The sequence below is a fragment of the Eleftheria terrae genome (assembly GCF_030419005.1).
Lineage (GTDB): Bacteria > Pseudomonadota > Gammaproteobacteria > Burkholderiales > Burkholderiaceae_C > Caldimonas > Caldimonas terrae.
The window spans coordinates 435,387-450,191 of the sequence record NZ_CP106952.1 but is presented as its reverse complement, the minus strand read 5'-3'; the positions used below and the strand labels follow the sequence as shown (position 1 = coordinate 450,191).

At 68.5% G+C, this 14,805-nt stretch carries 14 protein-coding genes; 5 read left to right on the top strand and 9 right to left on the bottom strand.

What is annotated here, in order from left to right; genetic code table 11:
• Positions 1-90: 90 nt before the first annotated feature.
• On the bottom strand, positions 91-1,038 hold the full coding sequence (locus N7L95_RS26130) for a hypothetical protein (RefSeq protein WP_301260555.1): 948 nt from the start codon (positions 1,036-1,038) through the stop codon (positions 91-93).
• A gap of 404 nt (positions 1,039-1,442) precedes the next feature.
• Here N7L95_RS26130 and N7L95_RS26125 point away from each other — a divergent pair, with 404 nt between their 5' ends.
• Positions 1,443-1,730 (top strand): hypothetical protein, encoded by a 288-nt coding sequence (locus N7L95_RS26125; protein ID WP_301260554.1) that lies wholly within the window; start codon positions 1,443-1,445, stop codon positions 1,728-1,730.
• Positions 1,731-2,279: 549 nt separating this feature from the next.
• Here the strand turns inward: N7L95_RS26125 and N7L95_RS26120 are convergent.
• The 4 genes from N7L95_RS26120 to N7L95_RS26105 form a co-directional block, all read right to left on the bottom strand.
• Entirely contained in the window at positions 2,280-2,672 is a 393-nt protein-coding gene (locus N7L95_RS26120) for a hypothetical protein (RefSeq protein WP_301260553.1), read from the bottom strand.
• Between the two features lie 156 nt (positions 2,673-2,828).
• The gene (locus N7L95_RS26115; protein WP_301260552.1) at positions 2,829-4,100 is read right to left on the bottom strand and encodes a hypothetical protein; all 1,272 of its coding nucleotides are present in this window, start codon (positions 4,098-4,100) and stop codon (positions 2,829-2,831) included.
• The gene (locus N7L95_RS26110) at positions 4,097-4,531 is read right to left on the bottom strand and encodes a hypothetical protein (RefSeq protein WP_301260551.1); all 435 of its coding nucleotides are present in this window, start codon (positions 4,529-4,531) and stop codon (positions 4,097-4,099) included. Before N7L95_RS26110 ends, N7L95_RS26115 begins: the two co-directional genes overlap by 4 nt.
• A 210-nt stretch (positions 4,532-4,741) precedes the next feature.
• The gene (locus N7L95_RS26105) at positions 4,742-5,350 is read right to left on the bottom strand and encodes a hypothetical protein (protein WP_301260550.1); all 609 of its coding nucleotides are present in this window, start codon (positions 5,348-5,350) and stop codon (positions 4,742-4,744) included.
• A 410-nt stretch (positions 5,351-5,760) separates the two neighbouring features.
• Here N7L95_RS26105 and N7L95_RS26100 point away from each other — a divergent pair, with 410 nt between their 5' ends.
• Positions 5,761-7,296: a phytoene desaturase family protein gene (locus N7L95_RS26100; RefSeq protein WP_301260549.1), complete on the top strand. Its 1,536-nt coding sequence runs from the start codon at positions 5,761-5,763 to the stop codon at positions 7,294-7,296.
• A 147-nt stretch (positions 7,297-7,443) separates the two neighbouring features.
• Here N7L95_RS26100 and N7L95_RS26095 read toward each other — a convergent pair whose 3' ends face one another.
• Positions 7,444-7,923, bottom strand: coding sequence for a response regulator (locus tag N7L95_RS26095; RefSeq protein ID WP_301260548.1), 480 nt, complete (start codon positions 7,921-7,923; stop codon positions 7,444-7,446).
• A 620-nt stretch (positions 7,924-8,543) separates the two neighbouring features.
• Between N7L95_RS26095 and N7L95_RS26090 the strand changes: the two genes are divergently transcribed.
• Positions 8,544-10,034 (top strand): PAS domain-containing sensor histidine kinase, encoded by a 1,491-nt coding sequence (locus N7L95_RS26090; RefSeq protein ID WP_301260547.1) that lies wholly within the window; start codon positions 8,544-8,546, stop codon positions 10,032-10,034.
• Here the strand turns inward: N7L95_RS26090 and N7L95_RS26085 are convergent.
• Positions 9,973-10,842 carry a helix-turn-helix domain-containing protein gene (locus N7L95_RS26085; RefSeq protein ID WP_301260546.1) on the bottom strand — a complete coding sequence of 290 codons (870 nt, stop codon included), beginning with the start codon at positions 10,840-10,842 and terminating at the stop codon, positions 9,973-9,975. The genes N7L95_RS26090 and N7L95_RS26085 overlap by 62 nt on opposite strands.
• A gap of 225 nt (positions 10,843-11,067) precedes the next feature.
• Between N7L95_RS26085 and N7L95_RS26080 the strand changes: the two genes are divergently transcribed.
• A complete protein-coding gene (locus N7L95_RS26080; RefSeq protein ID WP_301260545.1) occupies positions 11,068-12,087 on the top strand; it encodes a zinc-dependent alcohol dehydrogenase family protein in 1,020 nt (339 codons plus the stop codon).
• A 71-nt stretch (positions 12,088-12,158) separates the two neighbouring features.
• The gene (locus tag N7L95_RS26075) at positions 12,159-12,401 is read left to right on the top strand and encodes a DUF1653 domain-containing protein (protein WP_301260544.1); all 243 of its coding nucleotides are present in this window, start codon (positions 12,159-12,161) and stop codon (positions 12,399-12,401) included.
• 367 nt (positions 12,402-12,768) lie between these two features.
• Here N7L95_RS26075 and N7L95_RS26070 read toward each other — a convergent pair whose 3' ends face one another.
• Both N7L95_RS26070 and N7L95_RS26065 read right to left on the bottom strand, forming a co-directional pair.
• Positions 12,769-13,293 carry a GNAT family N-acetyltransferase gene (locus N7L95_RS26070; RefSeq protein ID WP_301260543.1) on the bottom strand — a complete coding sequence of 175 codons (525 nt, stop codon included), beginning with the start codon at positions 13,291-13,293 and terminating at the stop codon, positions 12,769-12,771.
• Between the two features lie 207 nt (positions 13,294-13,500).
• Positions 13,501-14,535, bottom strand: a complete 1,035-nt coding sequence (locus tag N7L95_RS26065; RefSeq protein ID WP_301260542.1) for a sensor histidine kinase — start codon at positions 14,533-14,535, stop codon at positions 13,501-13,503.
• Positions 14,536-14,805: the final 270 nt, after the last annotated feature.

Below are 14,805 nucleotides of genomic sequence, written 5' to 3'. Positions count from 1 at the left end.
TGCGGGTTGGAACCGGCTCCTTGCGGGACACCGGGGCCGGCCTTCGGCCGCCCTCCAAGACCAGGGAGGCCTCCTGTCCGGCAGCCATCCTCAGTTCAGCCAGCGCGCAGCCTCCTGCAGCGAGTTGGGAGCTGGCGGCAAGTCCGCGCGTGAGAAGCGCACCAGGGTGAAGGCGCGCTCCCGCGCTGGATCGCCCGGCACGCGCGCCATCTGGAATTCGACCGTCTCACCGGCCTCCGTGCTGCCTCGCTGCAGCACCACATTCATCAGGCTCACCCGCATCGACCTGCCCCACACATGCAGGAATGCGGCCGGATTGCGAAACACCTCGACCATGCACTCGATCTGCCGATCCAAGGCCTGGGTTCGCAGTCCCAGCCTGTACAGGTCGCGCTCATTGGCTTCGAGCTCCTGCTGCAGCCGGACCAGCTTTCCCCGGTCGATCTCCATGCGGCTGTCGAGGATGGACCGCACTCCCGCGCCCCGCCTTTCCAGCAAGTGCCATCGCGTCAGCAGCAGCGCACGCTCCCGTTCCAGCACCTCGCGTCGGCCCTGCTCGGCGGTGATCCGGGCCAGCCCTTCGATGGCCAGCTGGTCCACCATTCGCCGCACGATGTCCTGCCTGAGACCGGCCAGCGTGCGCGCACAGATGCGTACCTGGTGGTCCGAGAAGTTCACCACCGTCTGAAGGACGTCCGTGCGCGCCACCTCGCCGTCCTGCGCGCACCCGAACCGGCCATGAGCCTCCATGTCCATGCCCAACACCGCATAGGCCTCCTGGGCATCCGGCGACTCGTCGAAGAACGTGCGCAGCTCGGCTGATCGGCCGAAGGCGGCCGCCATCTCTCCCGGCGAGCTGAAGAAGGTGCGAATGAGGGAATTGCTGGCCCAGATCGAGATGCTGGCGTCGAGCGGAGCCGGCAGCCCGGCCACCAGCTCCTCGACGTATTCCAGACAAATCTGGAGCGGGCCGGCCAGCCGTTGCTTGTAGCGGTGTGCCATGCGCAAGCGCGGCGCCACCTTGACGACCCGCGCCATCATCTCGTCGATAGGGTGCTCGACCGACCCCTGTCGGTGCCGATCGCGCTGCAACCACCTGCGTAGCATTTCCATGCCCTGACTCCTGACCACGCTCGCCCCGGTACCCCCCGGGCTGCGACAACACTAGACGGCCGATTTGCGGGCGTCCATGGGGCAACGGGAAGCAGCGGGCGGCCCATCCGATACTTGATGGATCGGTGCGGGTCGAGGGCAGTGCTGCCCGCCCGCGGTCCCATGTTCTCCGCCTCGCACCACGCTTAATGTCGCCCGAGAGGTGGGCAGCAGCTCGGCAGTTGCACAAGGCGCAGCCGACTGCCAGCGCACGCATTGACGTTGGCGAAGGGTGGCTGGGCCCGGAGAGGCGATGCCACGGTCTTCGTCGCTGAACCGGGAGAAGCGGCATGGAGCATCTGTGGCATGAGGGCCCCGAGTGGGCCAAGGCCTTGGGCCGTCGGCATGACCTGGCCTGGATCGGCGCCCGCGGCGCAGAGGCGCAGCCTCGTCCAGCAGGCACGCTGCACCCGTTCACGGTGGTCCTCCGGGCGCCGGTCTCACCCACTCAGTACGAAACAGTCGTGGCCTACGCCCATGATTGGCAGGTGGCGGTTCGCTTCGCACTCGACGGGCGCCAGCATCACGATGTGTGCGCGGTGTTCCGTGGTTCACAAGATGACGTCTGGAACCCATGAACGATCCGCAGGCACCAGAGCCCGCTGCGGTCCGGCACGCTGGTGGGGCTCCTCGCCCGGCTTCGCCCTGCCATCGCGGCTGGGCAGGACGACGCCATTGCGACGACCGAGGAGCTGCGCACCATCCGGCCGCTCGATATGCGGGGCTTGCGGCAGGACACTGTCTACCTTCTCCGTGCGCAGCCCTGTGCGCGACGCTCCTGCGCCTGACGCTCATCGGCCGGTGGCCGCGCGAGGACAGGCACCATGCCGCGACGCGAAGGAGACCGGATGGGCACGGCCCGCGCCCGACCCGTTGCTGGCGTCAGTCAGGCACCTGGCCCTCTTGCGCGGCCCACCGTTGTGCCCTCCGCCGCCTATCGCCTGCCGAGAAGCGGCGGCCGCGCGGGCCGAACGGATGCGCTGGCTTGCAGTTGTCAGCGCACCTGCCCCTTGCAGCAAGGCCCGCGTTCAGCCGGGTATTGCGGAAAGGCACCTGCCCAAAGGCACCTGCCCAAAGGCACCTGCCCAAAGGCACCTGCCCAAAGGCACCTGCGGAAAGGCAGCTGCCTACTGCCCCGGATGGGGCTTCTTCTCGACCCAGGACTGGGTCTGTTCGTTCCACTGGTGGGTGGTCATGAACCTCTCGGTGTCAGCACGTCTTTGCTCGCGTGTCAGGGTGCTCATCTCCCGCGGAGCACCGCCGATCGGCTGCCAGCTTGCAGAATGATTGTCCCAGCGATGCCGGCTGAGGAAGGCGTCGCGCTCCGCCTTGACCTCGTCCCGGCTCTTCAGCGTCTGCGGCGGCTTGGCGCCGCTCTTGGGGACCCAGGTCGCGCTGTGCTCGTCCCAGCGATGGGTCCTGAGGAACTCGTCGCGCTCGCTCTTCACCTGATCGCGTGTGGTGGTGATGGCCGCTTCGGCTGCCGCCGAGATCTGCGCGCCAGCAGGCAGCAGTGCCAACGCCGACCCCACGCCGACCAGCGCTGCGATGAAGACAAGGGGGGTTCATGATGCTTCCTTCCATGATGGGCTCGCTGCAAGACAATAGGCCGCTGGGAGGCCAGCGTGAATTCAGGACGGGTGAGGCAGGCGCTGCCCCTCACCCCTCACTGCCAGCTAGAACAGCAAGCCCAACAACTGCTTCAGCAGCTCCTCCAAGGGCATCATCGTCAGTGCCAGCGGCGCCATCGGCGCCAGTGCGGCAGCGGCAAGCTGCAGGAGCGTGTCGCGTGTGACCGGCACGATGCGCATGTTCCTGATCACGTCGAAACTGTTGCTCAGATCGGCCAGCGACTGGATGTCGCTGCTACCCACCAATCGCTCGTCCTCGGGCGCATCACCGCGTTGCCATTTGGCTTCGAAACCGCGCACATAGCGCTCGGCCAAGGCGCCATATTCCATCAGTCCAATGCGTTTTGCGGCTGCCAGCTGAGGCGCAAAGACCAGCAGCGGCCCGAATACGAGGCACAGCAGGAAGACCACCATCACCGCGATCTGCACCTTGAAGTCCGGCAGCGTGTCACCGACGAAGAGAATGCGGCTGGCAAACTGGCCAGCCGCCAACGTGCCATGCGCAACGAGCAGCAGCGTGAATGCGTAGACAGCGTTTGAAAGGAATCCGAGCCCGCCGACACGGTCCGGGTGGGTGGCCACCAGGACCGGCCGCAGCCGCGAGACCTGCCACAGGAATCGCGCCCAGATGAACAGCCGAAAGTACCACCGCACCAACAGGAACTGGAAGATCGGCAGGCTCACATAGCCATACCAGGTCCCGGCGATCGTCAGCTCCGAGTCCACACCCGACCGTACCGCCACCCAGGTGGACGCCGGCAGGAAGACGTACCGGCGCGACAGGACGAAGGCACCGACGGTGTAGACGACAAGGAGCAGCCCGAGCTCGGCGCGCACCGAGTTGCGCATGCGGCAGGCCGCCCTGATGGCTGCGGCGAAGCCCGGCATCGCGGGCTCGCGAATCAGATCGCGCTCCAGAAACGCCCGCACGATCGGGCCCATGCGCTGATGCACCACCAGCTCCGACAGGATCAGCAGTGGCAGCGCAACCAGGAACCGGACATGCACCTCGACGTCGAACAGGAAGGGCACGGCCAAGCCGCCACCGAGCGCATGTTCTTCGAGCGCCGATATCGCCAGCAGCGGCAACCACGCCAGCAGCGCGATGACAGCGATGCGCTGGCGCACCAGGAGCAGCGCGTTGTCGGACAGATGGGCCCGGCGCAGCAACTGGAACAGCGGGCCACCCAGCACGAGTGAAAAATCGTGTGCCTCCCGCAGCATCTCCTCGGCAGCGGCCGGGGAGGACGGGCGGCGTTCCGTTGCCCGTCCATCCCGGGGCAGCGGCGCGCCTGCGTGGCCCGGCGCTGCCGTCATGGAGCGGTGGCGTCTCTGACGTCGCTGGCACTGATCGCCCGCCACCGCCCTTCGATGTGGCACAGGCTGAGCGAGGTGCTGCCCTTGCGGCCGCCCACCTCGAAATCCATCCGCAAGGTGCGGCAGGGGTGGTCACGCCAGCGAAATGACTTGGCCGCAGTGATCTGGCCACGGTTCCGGGTCACGGGATTGTTCCAACTTCCCGAAACAGGGTCCTGCGGGTCGTTCAACACCGCCCGCGCAACTTCCCTCAGGAGACGCACATCGTCATCACTCAACTGCTCTGCCGGGGTGTCTTTCAGCAAGGCAGTCCAGTTTTGCGCCGCTGCTGGCTGCGAGACTTCGAGCACAAGGGCACATAGTGCCGCCTGAACGACCCAGGCAAGCGCCCGGGCTGGCACCGTCCCTGGCGGCCTTGACGACATCTGCATCGCAACTCCTCGTCCGGCGGCTGCCGCCGGGTTGAACCGAGCGCAATCGCAGCCACAGGGGCTTCGCCGCGACGGCCCGACGTTCGACTTGCCGGCCGCTGTGCGGCCCAGGAACCGGCCCGGGGTCACCCCTGCCCCAGGGCGGAGGTGCGAGGCGGCGACGGACAAGTGCCAACAGAGCAGCGGCGCCGCGCCGGCAAGCCGCCCGGCTCAGCGCTGCCCTGCGGGAAGCACCCTCACCGCCAGGGCTTCGTGGACCACGGCCACGACCTGGTCGCCCACCTTCACGCCGGCCAGGATCGCCTTGTCCTTCACCCTGAAGTCGCCGACACGGCCTTGCGGTCCTTGCAAGCGCACCGTCTGCTGGTACGGGTCGACCGCCAGCACATTGGTCACCACGGTCGTCCGCTTGTTGGCCTGCAAGCCGGGCTTACCGTCTTGCAGTGCGCGTGCCTCGGCTTCTGCCTCCACCTGTTCGCGGATGCCGTCACCGCCTTTGCGCAAGGCCACTGCCACGGCGAGTTGATAGTCCAGGCGAACGAGGTCGCCGACCTTCACGCGGTCCAGCGCTACCGAAGGATGAACCCGGTAGGTTCCCTCCCTCCCTTGCGGCCCCATCAACGTGACGGTGCGCTGTTCGCCATCCACCTTGGTGACGGTCCCGGTGAGGCTGGCCTGCATGCCGGCTGCCTTGCCGCCGGTCTCGGTCGGTGCGGCGCTGGCCGCCAGCGGCCCGGCGAACGCGAACACCACAGCCAGGGCAAGCGAGGTCAGGAGGAATGGCAAGCGCAGCATGTGTTCTCCCGCGGACCCGGCCACAGCAGCCGGTCACCTTCCAAGATAGGCGCGTCACAGCGTCGCTGCCACGGTGGTCGGGGACAGGCGCCCTGCCTCTGTCCCTCGGTCAGCACGGTCCTTTGCCGCGGTGAGGCTCGCCACCGTGGCTCCTGGCTCCGTCGCCCGGCGCAGGGCGGTGCCGGAGAATGCTCCGCGACATGCCGCTATGCTGCCGCGGCCAGCGCTCCTCCTCGCATTCTGCAAGCCCTCATGCTTCATCGACCGCCCACTGTTTTGCGTGCCACCACTGCTTCCCCCGGATGGGTACCGCCTCCGGGGGCGAAGCACCACCGACTTGCAAGGGGCCTCCCGCCGTGCGCCGCCGCGCCGAGGAAGGCCGTGGCGCACGACCCGCGGGGCCGGCGCCGTCTCCTGGCCGTGGCGGTGCGAGCATGACGGAAGTTGCCATCGTCGGTGGCGGGCTGTCCGGCATGGCGGTCGCACTCCTGCTGCAAGCCCGCGGCGTCTCGACCATGCTGTTTGAAGCCCACTCACGGCTGGGGGGCTGTGCCGGCTTCTATGCACGCAGCGGCTTCAGCTTCGACATCGGGGCGACAACGCTGGTCGACTTCCATGAGGAAGGGCTCGGCGGCCAATGGCTGCAGGACGTCGGCCTGCCGCCCCTGGCGGGTGAGTTCCTGCCGGGCTACCTGGCATGGCTGCCGGATCGCACGGTGGAGGTGGCGCGCGACCCCCTCACCTGGGCTCGCGAACGGCTGGCCTGCCTGGGCAGTACCGATCGGCATGTGGCGTTCTGGCGGCTGCTCGACGACCTGGCCGACGCATTCTGGCCTGCGACGCGCCGTGGCTTGCGCATGCCCTTGCGAAGCGCCGCGGACCTGTGGCAGAACTGGCGCGCACTGAAGGCGCGCGACCTGCCCCTGCTGCGCTACCTGGGGTGGTCGATGGGAGACGCCCTGGACCGCCATGGGCTGGGCCAGGACACGGCGCTGAAAGGGCTGCTGTCGATGATGATCGAGGACACGGTGCACGCCCAGCTGGGGACGGCTCCCTTGATCAATGCAGCGCTTGGCATCTCCATCCGCGGCGCCGGCCTGGCACGTCCGGTGGGTGGCATGCGCGGATTCTGGCGTTCGCTCGCGGCCCGCTATGTGGAGCTGGGCGGCCGGCTGAAGCTGATGACGCCGGTCGAGCATATCGAAGGCCGCCTGGGCGCATTCTCGGTACGTGCCGGGATGCAGTCCTATCCGGCCTCCCAAGTGGTGTGCGCCTTGCCGTTTCAAGCGGCCCAGCGCATCGCACCGGGTTGTGTGGGCCCGGGGCTCGAACGCTACATCACACGCGATGCGAAAGCGCAGGGCGGCGGCCTGGTGTTGTGCCTCGGCGTGCCGGAGGCAGAGTTGCTCCCCGCCCATCGCGGCCACCGGCATCACCAGCTGCTGCAAGACTACGGTTCGCCGCTGGGCAACGGGAACAACATGTTCATCTCCGCTTCCGCGGCCGAGGACACGCTGAGTGCTCCAGCCGGCTGGCGGGCGGTGATGGTGTCCACCCATTGCGAGCTGTCCGACTGGGAAGCTGCCGAGGGCGCCGGGTACCAGCACGCCAAGGCAGCAGCGACCCAGCGGCTGCTGTCATTCGCCAGGCGCGTGTACCCGGAGCTCGGCAGCCAGGCGCGAGTCATGGAGTTGGGCACGCCCCGCAGCTACGAGCGATTCACCGGGCGCCCGCGCGGCGCCATCGGGGGTGCCCGGCTGTCAATGACGAACTCCAACCAGCACGCCGTGCCGTACGACATCGGAAGGCGCGGTTTCTGGTTGGCCGGCGATACCACCTGGCCGGGACTCGGCACGGTGGCCTGCGTGCTGGGTGCACGACATGTGGCCGACGGCGTCCGTGCGCTGGCGCGTCGCCGGACGGCTTGCCCGCCACGGACGGCCCAAAGGCTGCCGATCGGGCCGCGGTGAGCCGGCCTCATGGCCGCCCCTCGCGCCGGCTTCGCTGTGGGCCGCGGTGGCAGGCAGAGGCTGCAGCACCCGTGATGGACGCCGAGCGCCCGCCCCCTGTCGTCAGGCGGCACGATGACCGCCGCACCGGCCCGGCGAAGGGTGAAGTCAGTCGGCCCTGCCGAGTGCCGGCGCCGCCGCGGCCCGTCCCTCGGGCTGCCGGGCCAGCGCCTCGCGGGACATCTCCAGCGCCCGCAGCAGGTCGGCAGGATCGAGCGGCTTTTGCCAGAACTGGTCAAAGCCGGCATCCAGGCAGCGCAACCGGTCGCGCGGGCCGCCGTGGCCGGTGACGCAGACCGAGACCCGCGGCGCGGTGCCCGCGCCGCTGTGCAACCGGCGCAGCACTTCACATCCGTCGAATCCGGGCAGGTCGAGATCGATGAAGGCGGCATGCGGCTGTGCCGCAGCCGCTGCTTCCACTGCAGAGGGCCCGTCATAGGCCACCGCCGTCTTGCAGCCCAGCAACTCCAGCAGGCAGCACAGCGACGTCGCTGCATCGACGTTGTCGTCCACGACCAGCACGACCAGTTCCTTTGCCGCGGCCAACTCTTCGCCGAACTGCATCATCGTGATTCCCTTCTCTTGCATGGCCAACGGCTCGGGCAGATACACACCGGCGCAGCAGGTCCATGCTGGCGGGCACCTGCCCACCGTGTTCGAAACCCGGCCCCGCATCCCTGTGCACGGGGCCGAGGTTTCGCGAATTCAACAAAGCCGCAGCCGTGCGGCGGTCAACGAATTCCGGCCAGGAAAGGTGTGGGCAGCAACTTCAATCACCACGACGCCGGCGCTCGGAAGGCGTGGGCTGCTTCGCCTTGCCTTCCCACTCCCTTCAGTCAATTCCACCCAGGGGGCGCACCTCCGTCACAGCGGCCGCTCGGTCGCCCGGCGGATGCCGGGCGCCGATCGGCACGTGGTGGCTGCTGCGCCGCCCTGCCCGGCTTTGCTAACCTCTTGCCGCCGGGTGGGAACCGAGAGCCGCCATGGTCCTTGCCCTCGCCCCATGGGGCGTGAGTGAGTAGATTTCGACGCTCTGCATGCATCGCCTTCCCTGGAAAGTAGAATGTTACGCTGCTCAAGAATAGGGGCACCCCTAAGAGGTAACTTCTTGTTCTCCTGGCGGCATTCGTGTACGCATATCGCACTTCTCCGATTAGAAACGGGAGAAAAGGGAGTAACAAGATGCGTTTTCGCCGCAGGTGGGCACCTTGATCGAGGCCGCGGAACTCGCCAGCTATGACTGGCTGAGCATCCCCATGTGGGTGTTCGACAAGCGCCAGCTCCGCATCACCTGGGCGAACGCGTCGGCGCTGGAGTTCTGGGACGCCGCGTCGTTGGCCGACCTGCGGCAGCGCGACTTCTCCGACATGACACCGACCGCCCTGGTGCGCCTGGACTCGGTGTACCGCAGTGCGCTGGAGGGTGTGGCTGTCGAGGAGCAGTGGACCCTGTATCCGCGCGGACGGCCCAAGCAGATCGTGCTGACCAGCAACGTGGTGCGTGCCGCGGATGGCAGCACCGACGGCATCCTGTTCTGCGCGGCCCACCTGCGGGCGGTGCCCGACTCGCAGCTGCGCGGGGTCCAGGTGTTGTCCTATACCGCCACCGTGGTGGCGCTCTACCGGCTGGACGGCACTGTCTTGTTCCGCAATCCGGCGGCCGTGGTGGCCTGGGACGAGCTGCCCGGGCGGGCCGGTGTCTCGCCCCTGCACGCCACCTTCGCCAGCCGGGAGGATGCCGAGGCCATCGTGGCGGCGGTCAGCCGGCAGGAGCGGGTGATGGCCGAGTTCACGATGCTCACCTCACGCCAGGGCGAGCGCATCTTCGAGCTGGACTGCCGGCCGCTGACCGATCCGGTGGATGCCAAGCTGGTGCTGGGCATCAGCGGCCGCGACGTGACCGAATACCGCCAGGTCGAGAAAGAACGCGACGCCTTGCGCGAGGCGCAACTGCGCCGCGCCCGGGCGGCCGCCGAGTCGGAGAAGGAACTGACGGTGGCCGCCCGCAAGGTGTTCATGGCGACCGCCTCCCACGAGCTGCGCACCCCCTTGCAAAGCATCATGAGCAGCCTCGAACTGCTGGAGCGTTATCCGCACGAGATCGAGACCTGCATCGGCCCCTTGCGCGAGGCCACCCAGCAACTGAACCAGATCGCCGCCGACCTGGTGGAGTTCGTGCGCGCCGACAGCGCCCCCGGCCTGCGGCTGCGGGTGCTGCACCTGTCCACCTTCCTGCGGCGCACGCTGAGCCAGATCCGCAAGCAGGCGCTGGCCAAGAACCTTGAGTTCACGACCGATTTCGAGGGCATGGACCTGCGCATCGAGATCGACGAAATCCGCATGCGGCAGATCCTGACCAATGTGGCCGGCAACGCGGTGAAGTACACGCCTTCGGGCTCGGTGTCGGTGAAGGCGGCGCTGTCGCCCGACGGCCGGCTCTCGGTCTCGGTGAAGGACACCGGGGTCGGCATGAGCAAGGCGGCCACCAGCCGGGCCGTGGAGCCCTTCGTGCGCGGGCGCGGCAGCCGGCTGTTGAATCCGCAAGGCCTGGGCTTGGGGCTGGCGATCGTTCAGTCGCACCTGGCCGACATGGGCGGGCGGATGAAGATCGAGTCCGAGCCCCAGAAGGGCACCGAGGTCACGCTGCTGGTGCCCTGTCGACGTGTGGAAGCTGAGCCTGACGGTCCAGCATCGACTTGAGCTTCTCGGCGACGATGGAGGCCGGGAAGGGCTTGACGCAGACGTCGATCCGGTGGGTGCGGACCAGGTCGGCGATCTCGCTCTCGTTCTTCTCGCGTGACTGAATGGTGCCGGTCAGCAGCACGATGGGGCTGGCCGCGTCCACCGTGCGGATGGCCTCGATGACCGAGCGCGAGGTGCGGCCCCGCGACAGCGTCCAGTCGAGGATGTAGGCATCGGGCCGCGGCTCCGACTGCAGCAGTGCGAGCACGCCCTCGGGCTCCTTGAAGTACTGCGCATCGAAGCCGGCGTCGATGCGCAGGAAGCGGCACAGCGGCAAGGTGGCCGTCTCTTCGTCGTCAAGCACCACCACCAGCGGCCCCGCCGTGCCGAAGGCATCGACATGGAAGCTGAGCACGCCTTCGAGCTTGCTGCCGGGCGGTGCATCGCCGGCCTGGCAGACGACCAGCTGGCCATCGGTGCCCTGCTCGTAGGCGACGAACAAGTCACTGCGGCCCGAGGCGGCCTTGCGAGTCACGACCGTGCATGGCCACTTGCCGCCACCCACATGCAGCACCGCCTTGCGGGTACCGGGGATCTGTCGCTCTTCCGGGAAGTCGGCCTGCAGCAGCGCGGTGACGGTGGTGCCGAAGTGATCGGCAATGGCGAACAACTCCTGCAGAGAGAGGATGCTTTCGTCGGTGAGGCGCCGCGCAGCCGTCTTGGGCGTGCCGCCGATGATGCCGGCCACCACGCGCGCCCAGCTCTTCTGCGGGATGCCCTTGCGGCGGAGAAGTCCCTTCAGCACGGACACTTCTCTTGGCTTCATGCGGTCATCGGTCATGGCAGAGGAGGGAAGCGAACTTTCGGTTGCCGTCGGGCCACTGCCAAGGGGCAATATGGTCAAATGCAGCGCTCGAAGAATAGCTCGGTAGGAAATGGCTCAAGTGACAAAAATGAACTGTTCTGTATTCGCCGGAAGTCTCGACGATCAAGACCTGCAGCGCAAGATGATGCTGTTGTCATCTTCCATCCGCGTTCAGGAGGTGTGCTGATGTCCAAGGCTTATCAATTCAGGGCCGGCCAGGGCCTGGAGTCGCTTGAGATCGTGACGCGGGCGCCCCGCGCGCTGCAGCCGCATGAAGTGCGGGTGGCCATGCAAGCCGTGTCGCTCAACTACCGTGACGTGATGATCTATCGCGGCCACTATCCGGCGCCGACCGACCGGGCGGTGGTGCCCTGCTCCGACGGTGCAGGCACCGTCATCGAGGCCGGTGCCGAGGCGGCTGCGTCCTTCCGTGCCGGCGACGCCGTCGTCGGTGCCTTCTTCCCCGACTGGCAAGACGGCGCGCCGACGCCGCAAACCGTCGCCGTCAGCACCGGCTGCAACATCGACGGCTGGCTGGCCGAGGAAGTGGTGATGGACAGCCGCGCCCTGGTGCGCATCCCCGACGGCGTGTCGCATGCCGCAGCGGCCTGCGCTCCGTGCGCCGGCGTGACCGCCTGGGTCTCGATGTTCGAGGCAGCCCGCCTGAAGGCCGGCGACACGGTCCTGATCCAGGGCACCGGCGGCGTGGCCATGTGGGCGGCGCGCCTGGCCGGTGCACGCGGCATCCGGGCCATCGTGGTGAGCTCCGATGCGGCCAAGGCAGCGCTGATCCAGCCGGCCGGCGGCGCCTTCGTGAGCTATGTCGAGCAGCCGCAATGGTCGCAAGCGGTGATGCAGATCACCGAGGGCCGGGGCGCCAACCTGGTGCTGGAACTGGGCGGCAATTCGACCATCGGCGAATCGCTGCGCTCGCTGGCCTTCGGCGGCCATGTGGCCATCATTGGCGGCCTGGGCGGCTGGACCTATGACGCGATGGAGCCGCTGCAGCTGATCACCAAGATGGCCACCGCCCATGGCATCTATGTGGGCAGCACGCGCTCGCTGGCCGAGCTGCTGGCCTGCATGCAGGAGCACCGCCTCGAGCCGCACATTTCCGCGCGCTTCGCCTTCGACGATGCACCCGCCGCCTTCAAGGCGCTGGAGGCCGGCCGGCACGTCGGCAAGATCGTCATCGAGAAGCCGTGAGTGCCGCAGGCGGTGCTGCCATCGAGGCGGCATCGCCCCTTCCAACCGTTTCGACCTGAAGGATCCGCCGCATGAGCCACCACCCTCCCGTGCAGCCGCTGCCCCAGACGCCGCTGGGGCGTTTCCGCCACTACCGCGGTGGCGAATACGAGGTGATCTGCATGGCCCGGCACAGCGAAACCGAGGAAGCACTGGTGGTCTACCGCCAGCTGGACCGCGACACCGGCTACTGGGTGCGTCCGCACTCGATGTTCTTCGAGAACGTCGAGCATGAGGGCCAGCTGCAGCCGCGGTTCCGCCAGATCACCGAGTAGCGGCTGCGGCACGCTGGGCTGCCGCGTTGGCGGGCTGGCGGCCTCCGCTGCCTTGAGCTGCTTGGGGCAGGCGGGCGCCTCGTCGGCACAGGCCCGGCCTGGCGCGCCAGGGCGGTGCCCGGCGCCGCACTCGTGTCCGGTGTAGCGCCTCCGCGCGCTGGATCACAGCGGCCCGTCGTGTCGCCAGTGGGTGCAAAAGCGCCCGAGGGACGCAGCGCCTTGCACACCGGCCGCGGCCCGCTCCAGCACCACCCCCGCACCGCCGTTTGCCAGGGCAGGCGCCACGAGGAGCCGGCGAACGGGCCCGGGTCTCGCCCATCAACCACAAGGGCCCGCTCGGGCCGGTGCTGCTCGGCACCAGCCTGGCCTACGCAGGAGCGGGGTCCGAACGGCCGGCCTCGATCGCGTAGAGCGCGTACTCGCGGTCCGGCAAGGCCAGCCAGCGTTCGAAGACGAGGCCGACGCGGCGCAATACCGAGATCGAAGCCGGATTGTCGGGCCGCGTGATGGCCACCACCCGTGGCAGTCCCAGCGGGCCCAGCGCCTGGCGCAGCACCGCGGCAGCCGACTCCACCGCATAGCCGCGCCCGGTGTACCGCTCCAGCATCGCATAGCCGATCTCCACATCACCGACACCGGCGCGCTGCACCAGCCCGCAGATGCCGACCGGTTCGTCATCCTCCTTCCGGGCGACCCGGCACATGCCGAAGCCGCCCTCGACACAGGGCGTGGCAGAACGGGCGATGTAGTCACGCGCGGCAGCCAGGTCCTGCACCCCGCGGTCGCCGATATGGCGATGGAAGGAAGCTTCGTTCAGCAGCCGGAGCACGAAGGACGCATCTTCCGCCTGCAGGGGCCGCACCGACAGCCGCTGGGTCTCGATCAGGGACACGGTGGTTTCCTTCTCCTTTCCTTCTTGAGGGCCAGCGCTTGCCAGCGGCGCGCCACAGCGGGGACGCGGCAGGCCCGGGGCCGGCAACCGCCGGCTTGGGTGACGCCCCGATTATTTCGTTGCGATGCTGCCGGTGCAAATGGCGGGGGAGTGCCGTGCTGCTGCGGCCCCCGATGACGACATGGGCCACGGCGCAGGAAGGGCGCTCTACGCATGAGGAGGCAGGGTGATGTGGAACTCGGCGCCGCCCTCGGGGTTGCCGGTGGCCCGGATTCGACCGCCATGCCCCTCGATGATCGAGCGCACGATCGACAGTCCCATCCCCATGCCGGAGGCCTTGGTGGTGTAGAACGGCTCGAACACCCGCTGCTCGGCCCCCGGCGGCAGGCCGGGACCGTTGTCTCGGACCCTGAGGGCCACGCTGCCGTCCTCGTCCACCGCCGTGTGGATCTCGACCTTGCCCGCTGCGGCTGGCGATCCGGAGGCGGCCTCGAAGGCATTGAGCACCAGGTTCAGCAGGACCTGCTGCAGCTGTACGCGGTCGGCCTGCACCGTCAGCGGACCGGGCGCGAGCGACAGCGCGATCGGCATGCGGCGCATGAGCGATTCGCCGGCCAGCAGTTTCACGACGCGCTGCACCACCTCGTTCACGTCCACCGCCGAGCGCTCGCTCTCGCGCCGCATGGCCATCTCGCGGATTCGCCCAAGGAGGTCCGCGGCCCGTTTCACGTCGTCCACGATGTCCTGCATGATCTCTTTCAGCTCCGCCACCCCCACCTGCTCCCGCGAGAGCAGGCGTGCCGCGGTGCGGGCATTGCCGAGGACGGCGGTGAGCGGCTGGCTCAGCTCGTGCGCCAAGGAAGCCACCAGTTCGCCCATGGCCGACACCCTGGCCAGGTGCACCACTTGCGCCCGCAGGCCTTGCAGCTCCTGGTGCGCGCGAAGGCGCCTGAGTCGCTCCCGGACCAGCACGCCAATGAGCGTCAGATGCGTCACCGCCAACAGCCCGGCAGCCAGGTACAGCCGGTGCAGATCGATCCGCAGGCGGGTGGCAGCGGGGCCTCTGCCGTCCACCAGGGGCGTCGCGGACCACCAGGTGCCGCTGTCGGTCGTCCAAGCCGCCGGCGTGCGCAGCTCGGCGCTGCCTGACAACAGCGGGATCGCGCTCGCCCCTCTTGCCAGCGCCTCCATCGCGAGGACGTCCCGCGCACCTGGCGCTTGCAGCCGCCTCTTGTCTTCCACGCTGCCCTGCGGGTCGGCCGCGGTGATGCCGCTGCCTCTGGCCCGTGGCCAAGGACAACCATCGACCGCCAGGGGTTCCGGCCACTCTGCGGCCGCGGGCGCCGGCATCACCCGCCCCCGCACCGCCAGGCAGGCGCCGCCCTCGGCGCTGGCGAGCAGCAGATGCGGGGGCCTGTACGGCTCACGCCAGCGCGCCGGGGACAGGTCGCTGCAGCGACTGCCCCACCAGCGCATCCTTTCACCGCCTGCGGCAGGACAGCCAAAGGGGCC